At 64.9% G+C, this 16,382-nt stretch carries 15 protein-coding genes; 10 read left to right on the top strand and 5 right to left on the bottom strand.

Annotated elements, in window-relative coordinates; all coding sequences use genetic code 11:
• The first annotated feature begins 325 nt into the window (after positions 1 to 325).
• The 3 genes from ACKODO_RS05665 (at position 326) to ACKODO_RS05655 (ending at position 2,176) form a co-directional block, all read left to right on the top strand.
• Complete coding sequence (locus ACKODO_RS05665; protein WP_408982478.1) at positions 326 to 574, top strand: GlsB/YeaQ/YmgE family stress response membrane protein; 249 nt, start codon at positions 326 to 328, stop codon at positions 572 to 574.
• 85 nt (positions 575 to 659) lie between these two features.
• The gene (gene lipA, locus ACKODO_RS05660) at positions 660 to 1,664 is read left to right on the top strand and encodes a lipoyl synthase (RefSeq protein ID WP_408982477.1); all 1,005 of its coding nucleotides are present in this window, start codon (positions 660 to 662) and stop codon (positions 1,662 to 1,664) included.
• A complete protein-coding gene (locus ACKODO_RS05655) occupies positions 1,664 to 2,176 on the top strand; it encodes a type II toxin-antitoxin system RatA family toxin (RefSeq protein WP_408982476.1) in 513 nt (170 codons plus the stop codon). Before lipA ends, ACKODO_RS05655 begins: the two co-directional genes overlap by 1 nt.
• 12 nt (positions 2,177 to 2,188) lie before the next feature.
• On the opposite strand, the gene ACKODO_RS05650 is transcribed toward ACKODO_RS05655, so the two are convergent.
• On the bottom strand, positions 2,189 to 2,707 hold the full coding sequence (locus ACKODO_RS05650; RefSeq protein ID WP_408982475.1) for a CinA family protein: 519 nt from the start codon (positions 2,705 to 2,707) through the stop codon (positions 2,189 to 2,191).
• 10 nt (positions 2,708 to 2,717) lie between these two features.
• Entirely contained in the window at positions 2,718 to 3,908 is a 1,191-nt protein-coding gene (ispD, locus tag ACKODO_RS05645) for a 2-C-methyl-D-erythritol 4-phosphate cytidylyltransferase (RefSeq protein ID WP_408982474.1), read from the bottom strand.
• A gap of 213 nt (positions 3,909 to 4,121) precedes the next feature.
• Here ispD and dusB point away from each other — a divergent pair, with 213 nt between their 5' ends.
• The 7 genes from dusB (at position 4,122) to hflX (ending at position 13,564) form a co-directional block, all read left to right on the top strand.
• Positions 4,122 to 5,132, top strand: coding sequence for a tRNA dihydrouridine synthase DusB (gene dusB, locus ACKODO_RS05640; RefSeq protein ID WP_408982473.1), 1,011 nt, complete (start codon positions 4,122 to 4,124; stop codon positions 5,130 to 5,132).
• Complete coding sequence (locus ACKODO_RS05635) at positions 5,132 to 6,205, top strand: two-component system sensor histidine kinase NtrB (RefSeq protein ID WP_408982472.1); 1,074 nt, start codon at positions 5,132 to 5,134, stop codon at positions 6,203 to 6,205. Before dusB ends, ACKODO_RS05635 begins: the two co-directional genes overlap by 1 nt.
• A gap of 59 nt (positions 6,206 to 6,264) precedes the next feature.
• Positions 6,265 to 7,779 (top strand): nitrogen regulation protein NR(I), encoded by a 1,515-nt coding sequence (gene ntrC / locus ACKODO_RS05630; RefSeq protein ID WP_408982471.1) that lies wholly within the window; start codon positions 6,265 to 6,267, stop codon positions 7,777 to 7,779.
• A gap of 190 nt (positions 7,780 to 7,969) precedes the next feature.
• Complete coding sequence (locus tag ACKODO_RS05625; RefSeq protein ID WP_408982470.1) at positions 7,970 to 10,276, top strand: ATP-binding protein; 2,307 nt, start codon at positions 7,970 to 7,972, stop codon at positions 10,274 to 10,276.
• Positions 10,277 to 10,294: 18 nt separating this feature from the next.
• Entirely contained in the window at positions 10,295 to 11,659 is a 1,365-nt protein-coding gene (locus tag ACKODO_RS05620) for a sigma-54-dependent transcriptional regulator (RefSeq protein ID WP_408982469.1), read from the top strand.
• A gap of 167 nt (positions 11,660 to 11,826) precedes the next feature.
• Positions 11,827 to 12,069 (top strand): RNA chaperone Hfq, encoded by a 243-nt coding sequence (gene hfq, locus ACKODO_RS05615; RefSeq protein WP_408982468.1) that lies wholly within the window; start codon positions 11,827 to 11,829, stop codon positions 12,067 to 12,069.
• 73 nt (positions 12,070 to 12,142) lie between these two features.
• Positions 12,143 to 13,564, top strand: coding sequence for a GTPase HflX (gene hflX, locus ACKODO_RS05610; RefSeq protein WP_408982480.1), 1,422 nt, complete (start codon positions 12,143 to 12,145; stop codon positions 13,562 to 13,564).
• Here the strand turns inward: hflX and mazG are convergent, their stop codons facing one another.
• From mazG to ACKODO_RS05595, 3 genes are all read right to left on the bottom strand, one after another.
• Entirely contained in the window at positions 13,565 to 14,392 is an 828-nt protein-coding gene (gene mazG, locus ACKODO_RS05605; protein ID WP_408982479.1) for a nucleoside triphosphate pyrophosphohydrolase, read from the bottom strand.
• 444 nt (positions 14,393 to 14,836) lie between these two features.
• Positions 14,837 to 15,655: an MBL fold metallo-hydrolase gene (locus ACKODO_RS05600; RefSeq protein ID WP_408982467.1), complete on the bottom strand. Its 819-nt coding sequence runs from the start codon at positions 15,653 to 15,655 to the stop codon at positions 14,837 to 14,839.
• The coding region (locus ACKODO_RS05595) for a TatD family hydrolase (protein ID WP_408982466.1) at positions 15,652 to 16,382 on the bottom strand (731 nt) is incomplete at its 5' end. The genes ACKODO_RS05595 and ACKODO_RS05600, both read right to left, overlap by 4 nt.

Here is a 16,382-nt window from a genome sequence, read left to right as displayed (position 1 = left end):
GACCTGATGCACACCATCTTCCCGCACCCCACGCTTTCCGAGATGATGAAGGAGAGCGTGCTCGATGCCTATGGAAGGGCGCTCAATGCGTGAGGACACATGAACACAATTGACAATTCCAAAGGTAGAAGAGCGGCGCTTGCAGCAATTGATAGCGTTTGCTTCACGGCGCCATTACTGACCATAATGTTGTGGACCGACGCCCGTCCATTCACGGGCGATGTGAGCGTTGATCGTAGCATCGGAGCGTGTCTTGTGCTTGTTTTGACACAGGCAGGCGCATTCGCCGCACGCTGGCTCATGCGCGTAAAGGAATAGACCTGACATGTTCGGCTACCCGCTTCTCTGGACACTCCTGCTCGGCCTCGTCGCGGGCTGGCTTGCCACGAAGCTCGTCGGAGGGCGCGGCGGTCTCGTGCGCAACCTCGTCATCGGGCTGGTCGGCGCACTGGTGGGCCACTGGATCTTCGGGGCCGTGGGCATCCGGGTTGGCGGACCGTTCATCACGAGCTTCCTCGCGGCGGTGTTCGGCGGGGTGATCGTGATCGTCATCGGCCGCTTCCTCGGGCGTTGATGCAGGGCGCCCATGCTGAAAGCGATGCTTGTTTCCGCCTTTCCGGGGCCCTAATTGAGCGCATTCCATTCCAGACGGGGACCTCATGGCCACGATCGACCTTCTCAACAACGATCCGCGCAGGAAGGGTGAGAATTCTTCTCAGGGCAAGACGGGCGTGAACGCACTTTCGCGCCACCCCGAGAAGGCGCATCGGCCGGATAACCCCATTCAGCGCAAGCCCGATTGGATCCGCGTGAAGGCGCCCGGCTCGCCCGGGTGGAAGGAGACGCAAACAATCGTGAAGGAGAACGGCCTCGTCACGGTGTGCGAGGAGGCGGGCTGCCCCAATATTGGCGAGTGCTGGGAGAAGAAGCACGCGACTTTCATGATCATGGGCGATACCTGCACGCGGGCCTGCGCCTTCTGCAACGTGAAGACCGGCATGCCGCAGCCGCTCGACCCCCATGAGCCGGAATATGTCGCGACCGCCACCGCGAAGCTCGGGCTTGAACATGTGGTCATCACCTCGGTGGATCGCGACGATCTCGAGGATGGCGGTGCCGAGCATTTTGCGCAAACGATCCGGGCCATTCGGCGGGCCTCACCGAAGACCACGATTGAAATTCTCACGCCGGATTTCCTTCGCAAGCCCGGCGCGCTGGAAGTGGTGGTGAAGGCGCGGCCCGATGTGTTCAACCACAATCTCGAAACCGTGCCGTCCAACTACCTGAAGGTTCGCCCCGGCGCGCGCTACTTCCACTCCATCCGCCTGCTGCAGCAGGTGAAGGAGCTGGACCCGACCATCTTCACCAAATCCGGCATCATGGTCGGGCTTGGCGAGGAGCGGAACGAGGTGCTGCAATTGATGGACGACCTGCGCTCGGCGGAGGTGGATTTCATCACGATCGGGCAATATCTCCAGCCTTCGAAGAAGCACCACCCGATCATCAAGTTCGTGACGCCGGACGAGTTCAAGGCCTACGAGACCATCGCTTACACCAAGGGCTTCCTGATGGTCTGCTCGAGCCCGCTCACGCGCTCCTCCCACCATGCGGGCGAGGATTTCGCGCGTCTGAAGGCGGCGCGCGAGGCCAAAGCACGCGGCTGATGCCCCGCTTCGAGACCACCCGCCTCGTGCGCCACGCGCCGCAGACGATGTTCGACCTCGTCGCGGATATCGAGCGCTATCCCGAATTCGTGCCGATGTGCACGAGCCTCGTCATCCGTCGCCGCAGCTCGGATGAGCTGGGCCGTGAGGTTCTGACCGCCGACATGGCCATCGGCTACAAGATGATCCGCGAGGTCTTCACCACGCGCGTCGTGCTCGATCGCGGCAATGAGAACCAGCCGCCGCGCATCCTTGTCAGCTATGTCGACGGGCCGTTCCGGCATCTCGAGAACCGCTGGACCTTCCTGCCGCTGGAGGGCGCGGCGCCGGGCGGTGGCGTCGTGACATCAGCGCCTTTGGGCTGCCGGGTGCAGTTCTTCATCGATTACGAATTCAGGAGCCGCACTTTCCAGCTTCTCGCCGGCGCGGTGTTCGAGACCGTGTTCCGCAAGATGGCCGAAGCGTTCGAGAAGCGGGCGGATGTGCTGGCGCGGCGCGGGCCGCAGGGCTGACCCGCGGGGTTTTCACGCCGCAGCGAAGCCGGCCTGCTCCGCGAGGTCGAGCAAGATCAGAAGCGCATCGCGAGTCGCAGCGCGACGGATACCCGCGCGGCCCAAAGCCGGATTGTAACGCCGCTCGATCCGGTTGACGGGACCAAGCCGCGAAACGGCCGCGAGATGCACAAGACCCACGGGCTTCGCGGCCGAGCCGCCGCCCGGCCCGGCAATTCCGGTGATCGCCACCGCCAGCCCCGCGCCCGACGCCTTCATTGCCCCTTCCGCCATCGCGGCGGCGACCTCGGCCGATACCGCCCCGACCCGTGCGATCAGTGCCTCGGGCACGCCGAGCATCTGGCCCTTCGCGGCGTTGGAATAGGTCACGAAACCGCGATCCACCACATCCGACGAACCGGCGATGCCGGTCAGGGCCGCCATCACCATGCCGCCCGTGCAGCTCTCGGCTGTGGCGATGGTGAGCCCGGCGCTGCGGGCGCTGGCCAGAACGGCGCGGGCCAGCGCGGGGAGGGTGAGGGGGCGTGTCATGCCCCGGATTTCAGCCTGAAAAGGCAACCGTGGCAACCGCCATGGCCGCGATGCCCTCGCGACGCCCGGCAAAGCCGAGCTTCTCGTTTGTCGTGGCCTTCACGCCCACCGCTTCCGGCGGAAGGCCGAGCACCGAACCGATCGCCAAAGCAATCGCCGCGCGATGGGGTCCGACCTTCGGCGCCTCGCAGATCAACGTGCCATCGACATTGAGGATGCGCCCGCCCCGCGATTCGACCCTCGCGCGCGCATTCTCCAGGAACAGGCGGGAAGGCGCGCCTTTCCAGCGCGGATCGGAAGGCGGAAAATGCTGGCCGATATCGCCATCGCCGATCGTGCCGAGCAGAGCATCGGTGATCGCGTGCATCAGCGGATCGGCATCGGAATGGCCGAGCAGCGCGCGTTCGTGAGGGATCGCGACACCACCGAGGGTCACATGGTTGCCATCGGTGAAGGCGTGCACATCGTAGCCGAGGCCGGTGCGGACAAAAGGCTCGGGCGCCCCCAGATGCCGCTTGGCCCGGGCAAGATCTGCTTCCAGCGTGATCTTGAAGAGGCCGTCATCACCCTCGAAGGTCGCGACACGCTGGCCATTGGCCAGCATCAGCCCGGCATCATCGGTGAAATCGAACCGCCCTCTCTCGGCCATCGCGCGATGCGCCGCGAGAATCGGCCCGAAGCGGAAGGATTGCGGGGTCTGCACGACGCGCAGCCTTGCCCGGTCCGGATTGCCGGCAAGCTCGCCCGCTGCATCGATCTCCGCCACGGTGTCCACCACTGGCAAAACGGGCATCGCCGCACCTGCGGCCTGCGCCGCGAGGATCGCGCGGAGCACCACCAGTTCACTGAGAAAGGGGCGCGCGGCATCATGAACAAGCACGATTCCGTCCGCCGGAAATTCCGCCGCGGCAAGCAGTTCGAGGCCGTTGCAAACGGAAGCCTGCCGGGTTTCGCCACCGGGCGCGCGGAAGGCGCGATCATCCTTCAGGCCCGACGCGGCCAGCGCCTCCCCATAGAAAGCGGCATGATCGGGATGCGTGACGGTGATGATCGGCCCGATGGCGGAAATGGATGCGGCACGCGCCATGAGATGCGAGAGGACCGGCTTGCCAAGCAGCGGGCGATATTGCTTCGGCGCTCCACGGAGTCGCGTGCCATGTCCGGCCGCGACAATGATCAGAGCCGCCTTGCGATCCGCCATCGCCATCCCCCCTGGTTGCTGCATCGTTTCATCGGGGCCGGGGCCTTTTGTCAATCCGCGCGTCCCGCCTTTCAGGAGAAAGTGGAAAAAGCTTTCATTATGCGTCACTTGCCGGTATCGGCTGCGGATGAACGGGACGAATTGCCGCTCGGGCATTCGTACCGACGATCGCAAAATCATCGTAATGCCTATTTTCTGGGCAATCTGAGCATCATGGTCGCATTTCTGTCGATTGGGCGGCATGTCCTTCCGGGACGCGCGGTGCTGGCGCCGATGTCTGGCGTGACGGATCATGCCTTCCGAAAGATCGCCGAGGATTTCGGTGCCGGCATGGTGGTGAGCGAAATGGTCGCAGCAGACCAACTCGCGGCCGGCGAGGAAGAAGCGCGCCTGCGCGCCGAGGGCGGCGGTCTTCGCCTGCATGTGGTGCAACTCGCGGGCTGCACGCCGGACGCCATGGCCGAGGGGGCCCGCGTGGCCGAGGCCTCGGGCGCGGATGTCATTGACATCAACATGGGTTGCCCCGCCAAACGCGTGGTCAATGGCTGGTCGGGCTCGGCGCTGATGCGTGATCTCGACCATGCGGAAAGCCTGATCGCCGCCGTGAAAGGCGCCGTTTCCGTACCCGTCACGCTGAAAATGCGTCTTGGATGGGACCATGCCAGCCTCAACGCGCCCGAACTCGCGCGGCGCGCCGAGGCGCATGGCCTTGCGCTCGTCACGGTGCATGGGCGCACCCGCCAGCAATTCTACAAGGGACAGGCGGATTGGCGCGCGATCGCCCGCGTCCGCGAGGCGATTTCTCTGCCCTTGCTGGTGAATGGTGACATCGAAACGGTTGAACAGGCCCTTGAAGCCCTGCGCCTCTCCGGCGCCGATGGCGTGATGATCGGCCGCGCGAGCCTCGGCCGGCCCTGGCTCGTCGGCGAGATCGCCGCTGCGCTGGATGGCTGCGAAAAGCCCTGTTTCGCCCCGGAAAAGCTCGTGGAGGCGGCAATATCGCATTATGATTTCTTGCTGGAAACCTTGGGCGAGGCGCATGGCATCCGCCACGCGCGCAAGCATGTCGCGGCCTATGCCGAAGAAGCCGGGCGGCGCGGCGCCATCCCTGATCGCGCCCGAATGGCCGATGCCCTGACCAGCAACGACCCCGCTTTCGTGCGGGCCTTCTTGCGCGAAAGCTTTCTTTCCATCGCATCCGGCGCGGTTCGGGAGGCGGCCTGATGAGCATCCGCAACCTTATCGACGCGGTACCGATGCCCGTGATCGAAGTCGATGCGAAGAACCGCATCCGCTCCGCCAATACGGCCGCCGAACAGCTTCTCGGCGCGGGCCGCGAGCGTCTGCGCGAACGCACGCTTCCGGAATGGCTGCCGCCCGGTTCGCCGCTGATGCTGCTCGTCGATCATGTCCGGGATCACGGTGGCAGCGTGACCGAATATGGCATCGACCTTTCCATGGGGAGGACGAAAAGCGACCAGCTTGTCGATGTTTACGCTGCGCCGTTGGGCGAAAATGCCGGCGATCTCGTGCTCGTATTGCAGCCCCGGGCCATCATGGACAAGATGAACCGGCACCTCACGCATCGCGATGCCGTGCGCTCCGTGGGCGCCATGGCCTCGATGCTGGCGCACGAAATCAAGAACCCGCTTTCCGGCATCCGCGGCGCGGCGCAGCTGCTGGAAGGCTCGCTGCCGGAGGTGGAAAAGCCGCTTTCAGCGCTCATCCGGTCGGAAGTGGACCGCATCGTCCGCCTCGTCGAGCGGTTCGAGGTGTTTTCGGATGGGCGGCCGCTGCCACTTTCGCCGGTGAACATTCACGAGGTGCTCGATCATGTGATGCGCCTTGCACAATCCGGCTTTGGCCGGCGGATCTCGTTCCGGCCGGATTTCGACCCCTCGCTGCCGACCATCGCTGGCAATCGCGATCGCCTCATCCAGGTCGTGCTGAACCTCGTGAAGAACGCCGCGGAAGCCATCGGGCCCGACCATCCCGAGGGTCGCATCCTCATGACGACAGCCTTCCGGCCCGGCGTCTCGGTGATGGTGCCCTCGAGCGGCCGGCGCGTCTCGCTCCCCTTCGAAGTCTGCGTGATCGACAATGGCCCGGGCATTCCCGAAAACCTGATGCCGCATCTGTTCGAGCCCTTCGTCACCAGCAAGGCGACGGGAACTGGCCTCGGTCTTGCTTTGGTGGCGAAGGTAGTCAGCGACCATGGCGGGGTGATCGAGTGCGAGCGCCTGCGGGGTCAAACGGTGTTCCGCATGCTCTTCCCCATCCGCAAGGAGAGGGACTAGGATCGCCACGGGTCGCCAAGGCTATCCACCGGTGCCGCGAAGAGGCTCAGCCGGGGAGCATGACAAGAAGCGAGGGCCAGATCGCGATGGCGCGGACGATCCTTGTGGCGGATGATGATCTGGCAATCCGGACCGTCGTCAGCCAGGCACTCACCCGGGCGGGATATGATGTCCGGGCCACCGGCAGCGCGCATGTCCTCTCGCGATGGGTGGAAGCCGGCGAAGGCGATCTCGTGATCACCGATGTGGTGATGCCCGACGAGAACATTTTCGAGCTCCTGCCGCGCATGAAGTCCGCGCGCCCGCAATTGCCCATCGTGGTGATGAGCGCGCAGAATACCTTCATGACCGCCATCCGCGCCTCCGAGCGCGGGGCCTATGAATACCTGCCCAAACCTTTCGATCTCGACCAGCTGATCCGCATCGTGGGCCGCGCGCTGGCCGGCACGGAAATGCGCGAGGCCACGCCCGCCACCATCCCCGCCGCGACGCCCAAGGCGCCGCAGGAGGAGATTCCGCTCGTCGGCCGTTCCGGCGCGATGCAGGATGTCTACCGGGTGCTGGCCCGCCTGATGAACACCGATCTCACGGTGCTCATCACCGGCGAGAGCGGCACCGGCAAGGAACTGGTAGCGCGCGCCCTGCATGATTTCGGCCGTCGCCGCAAGGGGCCGTTTGTGGCCATCAACATGGCCGCAATCCCGCGCGATCTGATCGAGAGCGAACTTTTCGGCCACGAGAAGGGCGCCTTCACGGGTGCGAACCAGCGCAGCCAGGGCCGCTTCGAGCAGGCCGAAAGCGGCACGCTCTTCCTCGACGAGATCGGCGACATGCCGATGGAGGCGCAAACCCGCCTGCTGCGCGTGCTCCAGCAGGGCGAATACATGACCGTGGGCGGACGCACGCCGATCAAGACCGATGTGCGCATCGTCGCGGCCACCAACAAGGAACTCGTGGGGCTGATCGAGAAGGGCCTCTTCCGCGAGGACCTCTATTACCGCCTTTCGGTTGTGCCGATCCGCCTGCCGCCCTTGCGCGAGCGCCTCGGCGACGTGCCGGATCTCGTTCGCCACTTCCTGAAGCTCGCCGAGGAGGAGGGCCTACCGCGCAAGATCGTGGATGCCGCAGGCATGGAACGCCTGAAGCGCCATGACTGGCCGGGCAATATCCGCGAGCTCGAGAACCTCGTGCGACGCCTCGCGGCCTTGCACCCGGACGACGTCATCAACGCGCAGGCGATCGAGGGCGAGCTTTCCGTGGTGCGCCGCTCCGCGCCGCGCATTGTCGAGCCCAGGGCCATGGAGGCGCAGCCTGCCCCCGCCCCGGGGGATGGCTTCGAGGGCTTTCTGCGCAATCATCTCAGGAGCTATTTCGCGCGCTTCGGTGACGAACTCCCGCCTCCCGGCCTTTATGAGCGCCTGCTGGTGGAATTCGAGCGCCCGCTGGTGGCAGCGGCGTTGGCGGCAACCAATGGCAACCAGGTGCGCGCGGCGGATCTGCTCGGCCTCAACCGGAACACCCTGCGCAAGAAGATTCGCGAACTGGGCATCCGCATGACCAGCGCCATCGGCTGAGCGGGCCGGGCGGTCGACTTTGCCAACCGGTTTTCGAGGGTTGCCGGCGGCGCTTCTGCCGAGCGGCCCGAAAGTTGTCGCAATTCAACAACAGTGTTGCGCGAATCCCTCAAGCGGTCCTAGCTGGTCTGCGAGGGTTGAAGCCCGGGTGACGATTCCCGGTCTTGGCCGGCGAACCGGGGAAGCGCGCTTGAACGACGCCACACGCGACAAGGATGCGAAAGAGGGGCTGGCCGTCGAGGCGCGCCCCGTTGCGAAAAGCCTGTTGGTGCCGGCCGCGCAAGCGCCGTCGCCCGCACCGGACGACGCTGCCGCTTCGCAGGACCTGACCACGGGCATTGCCGGCCCGATCGTCGTCATGCTCGCCTTCCTGTCGGCCACCATCACCTTCCTCGTGCTGATGGGCGCTTTCGGGGTCGAGCCGCAGGGGAACGTGACACTGAGCCTGCTCGGCTTCAACGTGCTGCTCATCCTGCTGCTGCTGTTCCTGGTGGTGCGGCACCTGCTGGCGCTCCGGCGCGAAACCGCGGCGGGAATGACCGGGGCGCGTCTGCAAAGGCGCGTGGTCGGATTGTTCTCGCTGGTTGCGGCCGTGCCGACCGCCCTGGTGGCCGGGGCGGGGCTCTTCGCGCTCGATCGCGGCCTCACGCCCTGGTTCGCGGGCGATCTCAAGCGCCTCGTCGACACTTCCGAATCCATTGCGCAGAACTTCCAGCAGCAGCTCTGCCAGAACATGGGCCGCGAACTGCGCCTCATGGCCTCGGATCTCGACCGCGCGAATACCGGCGGCTTTTTTTTCGGCAACCGCGACAGTTTCCAGCAGTTTATTAACAATCGGGCCGAAGCCCTTGGTTTTCCAAGAGCTGTAGTTTTCAAGCGTGATGGATCGCTCGTGATGCAGGCGGAGGTGCCGCATCGCAGTTTCAGCGTGCCGCAACCGGCCGAGGAAGATTACCAATATGCGGCGACTGACGAGCTTCCCTGCCTTTTCACGCAGGAATCCCTCGGCGGGCTGATCGCGCTCAAGAGCTTCGGCCCCGGCACTTTCCTGATGGCTGCCCGGGCGGTGGACCCGCGGGCGCTGGAATTCCCGGAGGTCTCGCGCGCCGGCGTCCAGCAATATCAGCAGCTCGATGAACGCCGCAACGCGACGCAGCTTGGCATCGCGCTCGTCTTCGCGCTGATCACGCTGATTTCGCTGCTCGGCGCGGTGCTGCTGGGCCTCGGTTACGCCGCGCGCCTGGTCGACCCCGTGCGCCGGCTGATGATGGCGACCGATCAGGTCTCTGCCGGCAACCTCTATGTGCAGGTGCCCGTGGCGAAGATGGGCGAGGATCTGGGACAGCTCGGCGCGACCTTCAACAACATGACTTCCGCGTTGCGCGAGCAGCACAATTCGCTTTCCGCCGCGAACGAGCTGATCGACCAGCGCCGTCTCTTCATGGAGGCGATGCTCTCGGGCATTCCCGAGGGCGTGCTGGGCGTGGACGAGAACGGGCTCATCACGCTGATCAACCCTGCCGCGCGCGGCATTCTGGGGCTCGGCAGCATCGACCCCACGGGCAGGCGGGCGGCGGAACTCCTGCCCGAGATCGTCTCGATGATGGACGAGGTGCGCGCGAACCCGCAGCGCCTCGTGCAGCGCGAATTCCCGGTGCGGCGGCGCGGGGTGGAGCGCATCCTCTCGGCCCGCGCCGTCAGCGACGCTTCGGGCGGGCAGATCCTGACGCTCGACGACATCACGAATCTGGTCACCGCGCAGCGTTCGGCCGCCTGGGCGGATGTGGCGCGGCGCATCGCGCACGAGATCAAGAACCCGCTGACGCCCATCCAGCTCTCCGCGGAGCGCATCCGCCGCAAGTTCGGAAAGGTCATCACCGAGGACAAGTCCGTCTTCGACCAATGCACGGACACGATCGTGCGGCAGGTAGAGGACATCAAGCGGATGGTGGACGAGTTTTCCTCCTTCGCCCGCATGCCGAAACCGCAGCCCTTGGCGGATGACCTCGGGGAGGTCTTGCGCGAGGTAGCCTTCATGATGCGCGTGGGCAACCCCGGCGTCATCATCGAGGAAGAGCTTCCGGCGGAGCCTGTCATGGCGCTGATCGACCGCCGCCTCATCGCGCAGGCCGTGCAGAACCTGATGAAGAATGCCTGCGAGGCCATCGCCGAAAGTCCGGCCGGGCAGGCGGGGGAGGGCCGCGTCACCGTCTCGCTCGCCGACCTTGGCGAGGAGGGGATGCAGCTCGATATCCGCGATAACGGCAAGGGGTTTCCGAGGGAAAACCGCCAGCAATTGCTGGAGCCCTATGTCACCACCCGCGAAGGCGGCACGGGCCTCGGCCTGCCGATCGTCGCGAAGATCTTCGAGGATCATGGCGGGACGCTGTCGCTGCTCGATCCACCCGCGGAAGCCGACGGCGCCCAGCCGCCCGGTGCCCTTGTCCGCATCCATTTGCCCCCGATCGGCGCGAAAAGCGCCGCTCTGGCGGGTTGAGTTCAAAGGGGCTGAGCCATGTCGAGCGACATTCTGATTGTCGATGACGAAGCCGATATCCGCGAGCTGGTCGCGGGGATACTGGATGACGAGGGCTATCGCACGCGCACCGCGCGCTCCTCGGATGACGCGCTGGCGCAGATCGAACAGCGCCGGCCGCATCTCATCTTTCTCGATATCTGGCTGCAGGGCAGCCGGCTCGACGGCCTGCAACTCCTCGAAAGCATCCAGGAACTGCATCCGGAAATCCCGATCGTGATGATCTCGGGGCATGGCAACATCGAGACCGCCGTCTCCGCCATCAAGAAGGGCGCCTACGATTTCATCGAGAAGCCCTTCAAGGCCGACCGCCTGGTGCTCGTGGCGGAGCGGGCGCTGGAGGCGCAGGCCCTGAAGCGCGAGATCAAGGACTTGAAGGCCCGCTCCGGCGAACCCGATCGCATGATCGGCCAGTCGACCATGCTCTCGCAATTGCGCCAGCAGATCGAGCGCGTGGCCCCCACCAATGCGCGCATCCTGATTGCCGGCCCGTCCGGCTCGGGCAAGGAGCTCGCGGCGCGAACCATCCACGCGCTGTCGAGCCGTGCGAGCGGGCCTTTCGTGGTGATCAATGCCGCAACCATCACGCCCGAGCGGATGGAGGAAGCGCTGTTCGGCATCGAGGCGCAGAAGGGCAGGACGCGGCGCGTCGGCGCGCTCGAGGAAGCGCATGGCGGCATGCTCTTCATCGATGAAGTCGCCGACATGCCCAAGGAGACGCAGGGCAAGATCCTGCGCGTGCTGGTGGATCAGAACTTCCAGCGCGTCGGCGGAGCCACCCGAGTGGCGGTCGATGTGCGCATCGTCGCTTCCACGGCTCGCGACCTGCCGGCGGAGATCGCCGCCGGGAATTTCCGCGAGGACCTTTATCACCGCCTGAATGTGGTGCCGATCCGCGTGCCCGCGCTCGCCGAGCGGCGCGAGGACATACCGGGCCTCATCGACCACTTCATGCAGCAGATCGCGGTGGCCTCGGGCTTGCCCAGGCGGCGCATTGCGGCCGATGCCATGGCGGTGCTGCAAACCCATGATTGGCCGGGCAACATCCGCCAGCTGCGCAACAATGTCGAGCGGCTGATGATCCTCGCCGCGGGCGATCCCAATCAGGAGGTAACCGCCGACATGCTTCCGCAGGACGTGGGTGCTTCCCTGCCGCCGATGCCGAACGGAGCGGGGGCGGAGAAACTCCTCTCGCTCGCGCTGCGCGAGGCTCGCGAGATTTTCGAGCGGGAGTATCTGATCGCGCAGATCAATCGTTTCGGAGGCAATATTTCACGCACGGCGGAATTTGTGGGGATGGAGCGCTCGGCGCTGCACCGAAAGCTGAAATCTCTTGGTGTTTAAATATCTTGATACATTTTCTTCATCTGCTTTCTTGTCGTAATGCTGCACTTGCGCACGGGCGATGCCCTACCTATGATCCGGCGCATCGCCGTGACGGAAGGCAGGCTATTCAGCGTGCTCCATGACCCTGGGGGAGAAGGGGTGGCGCGGCGCAACGAGGGTAAGAAATGGCGACCGAGCGCACGCTGAGCCTGCAGGACAACTTCCTCAATCATGTTCGAAAGAACAAGATTTCCGTCACGATTTTTCTGGTCAACGGGGTCAAATTGCAGGGGGCAGTGACCTGGTTCGATAACTTCTGCGTCTTGCTGAAGCGTGACGGCGTATCGCAACTCGTCTACAAGCATGCGATCTCGACCATCATGCCGGTCTCGCCGATCCATCTTCCCGGCGCGAACGACGAGGAATGACCGGAGCGGCCGCGAGCCGCCGCGTCCGGCGCCGAGGAACAGGGCGATCGCCGTGACAGAAGAACCGGACGAGATGGATGAAGCCGCAGGCCGCAAGGCTGTCGTCGGCTCGCGCCTGCTCAAGGGCAAGGCGGCCTTCGAGCCGGAGAAGGCCATCGCGACCGCCACGCGCACTCTCGTCATCGGGCCTTATCTCACCCGAGCCGGCATGGAAGCCGCACGTGCCACTCCGGGCCTGCGTGGCGCCGGGGCGCGGCTGGAAGAGGCCGTGGGCCTCACGCAGGCCATCGACCTCACGATCATCGGCGCGGAAGTCGCGCCCATCCGCCTCATCAGACCCGCGACCTATCTCGGCGGCGGCAAGGTGGAGGAGATTGCCAGAAGGGTCGCGGCCGAAGAGATCGGCCTTGTGATGATGGATTGCGCGCTCTCGCCCGTGCAGCAGCGCAACCTCGAACAGGCCTTCAAGGCCAAGGTGATCGACCGCACCGGCCTCATTCTCGAAATCTTCGGTCGCCGCGCCTCGACGAAGGAGGGGCGGCTGCAGGTTGAACTCGCGCATCTCGCCTACCAGAAATCGCGACTCGTGCGCTCCTGGACCCATCTCGAACGCCAGCGCGGCGGCTTCGGCTTTCTCGGCGGCCCGGGCGAAACACAGATCGAGACCGACCGCCGCCTCATCCAGGAGCGCATGAGCCGCATCGAGCGCGACCTCGAGGAGGTGAAGCGCACGCGCGGCCTGCATCGCGCGAGCCGGGAAAAGGTGCCGTATCCCACGGTCGCGCTGGTGGGCTATACCAATGCCGGCAAATCGAGCCTCTTCAACCGCCTCACGCGGGCTGAGGTTCTGGCGAAGGATATGCTCTTCGCGACCCTCGACCCGACCACGCGTGCCATCGAATTGCCGCATGGCCTCAAGGTGGTGCTTTCAGATACGGTCGGGTTCATCTCCGACCTGCCGACCCAGCTGGTCGCGGCCTTCCGCGCCACGCTGGAGGATGTGATCCTCGCCCGCGTGATCCTGCATGTCCGCGACATCGCGAACCCCGATACGGACGCGCAGGACGAGGATGTGCGCCAGGTGCTCACCGAACTCGGGCTGGGCCCGGCGGCGCAGGGCCGTATCGTCGAGGTGTGGAACAAGGCCGACCTGCTCGCCGAATCCGAACGCGCGCGCCTCGCGGAAATCAGCGCGCGACGGCAGGGCGCGAGCGATGCCAACCGCGCGCCGATCCTCGTTTCGGCGCTGACCGGGGAGGGGATCGACACCCTGCTTGCGGCGATCGAGGCGCGCCTCGCGGATGATCGCCAGAGCTTCCGCATGACCGTGCCCGCCGGCGATGGTGAGGGTTTGGCCTGGCTCTATCGCGAGGCGGAGGTGCTGTCGCGGGAGGAGGCGGAGGAGGGGGCCTTGCACCTCACGCTGCGCGCAGGGTCCGAGGCGGTAGGGCGCATCCGCCGACGCTTCGGAGAGGGTGCGCTCACGCCCGCCTGATCAGGCCTTTTCGGCCATCTTGGCGGCGATCCAGAGCGCCTCCATCTCGTCGAGGCTGGCATTCTCAAGCCCGCGGCCCTCAGCGGCCAGAGCGGTCTCGATAGCGCGGAAGCGCCGCGTGAACTTCGCACTGGCCTTTTCCAGAGCCGTTTCCGGATCAACCCCGGCATGCCGCGCGAGATTGGCCATGACAAACAGAAGATCACCGATTTCCTCTTCGATATCAGCGGCATCCTTCTCGCGCAGCGCTTCGCGAACCTCGCTCGCCTCTTCCGCGATCTTGTCGAGCACCCGTTCCGCGTTTTTCCAGTCGAAACCCACCGTTCCAGCCTTTTCCTGCAGTTTCACGGCCCGTTGCAGGGCGGGCAGGGCGGTCTTCACGCTTCCGAGCAGCCCTTTCGGCTGGTCATCCGGCAATCCTGCCGCAGCGCGGGCGGCCGCCCGCTCGGCCTTCTCCTCGGCCTTGATCTTGTCCCACAATTCCTTCACCGCGCCGGGATTGCCGGCATTCCGGTCTCCGAAGACATGCGGATGCCGGCGGATGAGCTTGCGGTTGATGGCCTCGACCACATCGGGGAAAGCGAAGATGCCCTGTTCCTCGGCCATCCGGGAATGGAACACGACCTGCAACAGCAAGTCTCCCAACTCCTCTTTCAGATCAACGAGATCGCCTCTGCGTATGGCATCCGCGACCTCCTGCGCCTCTTCCAGCGTATAGGGCGCGATGGTCTCGAAATTCTGCGCGGCATCCCAGGGACAGCCCGTCTCGGGGTGCCGCAGGGCGGCCATGATGGCGAGGAGTTGGGCGAGATCGGGAGCAGGGGTCATATGTTCCGTTGACCATGCCGCGCGATCGATCGCAAGCGCATCCGGTTCCTCCGGCGAAAGCGGAGTGTCCACGAGAAGCAGCCGGGTCTGTTTCATGGCATCACGCGGCCGACACCGGATCGCCCTTCGGCGATGCAACAAAGGCGCGGCAGCAACCCGAGACGCGCCGCGACCGACTTGGAGTCAAAGAGATCGGAGTCAAAGAGGTCGGAGGCAAAGAGATCATGGTGCTGGAGGCGAACATCGCACGCCTTTCGAGCCGAAACCGCATGAAGCGAAGCGGCGAAAGATGGTGCCGGGAGGGCGTGGTGCGAAACCGCGAGCCCGTTCGCATAAGACATATTATGGAACTATGTGATGCCCGAAGACTCGGCGCTAGGCATTTGGGTGCCCCCGGATCTCAGATAGTCAGATATAGTCAGATCCGGCAAGGAATCATCTGTCTCAAGGGCTTATGCGCAGATCCTCATCCTCTCGGATGATCATGCCATCATAGGCCGGCACGACATGCGCCGGCGTCTCGCGCATCAGGCGTCCGTAGTCGAGATCGGTGTGCAGATTGGTGAGCACGGCATGCCTCGGCGTCATGCGCTCGATCCATTCCAGGGCCTCGGAAAGCGAGAAATGCGAGTTGTGCGGCGTGTCCCGCAAGGCATCGATGATCCAGCATCCGAGGCCTTCGAGCATGGGCAGGCTTGCATCCGGAATGGCGCTGACATCCGGCATGTAGGCGATGCTGCCGATCCGGAAGCCGAGGCACGGAATGCTGCCATGATCGACCGGAATGGGAAGCAATTCGAGGGTGCCGCCTGCACCATCGATGACCAGAGGCTTGCGCTCATCGAAAAGATGGCCGGTCAGGATCGGCGGATAATCGCTGCCGGCGGGCGTGGAAAAGCAATAGCCGAACCGGGCCTGCAGCAGGTCCATGGTGCGCGTCTCGGCATAGACCGGAACGCGATGGCGGCTGGCGATGAAAAGCGGCCGCAAATCATCGATTCCATGCGTGTGATCCGCATGTTCATGCGTGAAAACCACAGCATCAAGGTGCTTCACGCCCGCATCGATCAGCTGCGCGCGCAGATCCGGCGACGTATCGATCAGCACCCGCGTTTCGCCGGACGGCCCGGATTTCTCGACGAGAATCGAACAGCGCCGCCGCCGGTTGCGCGGCTCCGCAGGATCGCATCGGCCCCAGCCCTGTGCCACGCGCGGCACGCCGCCGGACGAGCCGCAGCCGAGAATGGTGATTTTCAGGCTCATGCCGCTTCCTGGGCTGCGCGCGGCAATCTGCCGAAAACACGGTTGGTGTTGGCTTCAAGGATTGGCGCCAAAGCTGCGAGGGTCATGCCCTTCACCTCGGAAAGAACGCCCGCAACATGCGCGGTGAAAGCCGGCTCGTTCGTTTTCCCGCGATGCGGCACGGGCGCGAGATAGGGCGCGTCGGTTTCCACCAGCAGGCGCTCCAGCGGGATTTCCGCTGCGATCTTGCGGATCTCTGTCGAGTTCCTGAAGGTCAGGATACCCGAGAAGGAGACGTAAAGGCCGAGTTCCACGCCGACGCGGGCAAGTTCCGCCCCGGAGGAGAAGCAATGGAGAATGGCCGGAAAAGCCCCCTTCCCCATCTCGTCTTCGAGGATCGCGATCATGTCGTCATCCGCCGCGCGGGCATGGATCACGAGCGGCAGGCCGGTCTGCCGCGCCGCCGCGATCTGCAGGCGGAACGATGCCGCCTGCTGGTGCCGCGGGGACTTGTCGTAGTGGTAATCAAGGCCCGCCTCGCCGATCGCCACGCATTTCGGGTGCTGGCTCAACCGGATGATCTCGTCGAGCGTGACTTCCGGCTCCTCGGCGGCGTTGTGCGGATGCGTGCCGACCGAGAACCAGACATTCTCGAACCGTTCGGCCAGCCCCTGATAGACAGCGGCTTTTTTCACGCGCGTGGAGATCGTCACCATGCGATGCACGCCCGCTGCGCGTGCCCGCGCCA

The sequence above is a fragment of the Rhabdaerophilum sp. genome, from assembly GCF_046092605.1.
Classification (GTDB): Bacteria; Pseudomonadota; Alphaproteobacteria; order Rhizobiales; family Beijerinckiaceae; genus Rhabdaerophilum.
This window is presented reverse-complemented; position numbering and strand designations above follow the sequence as displayed.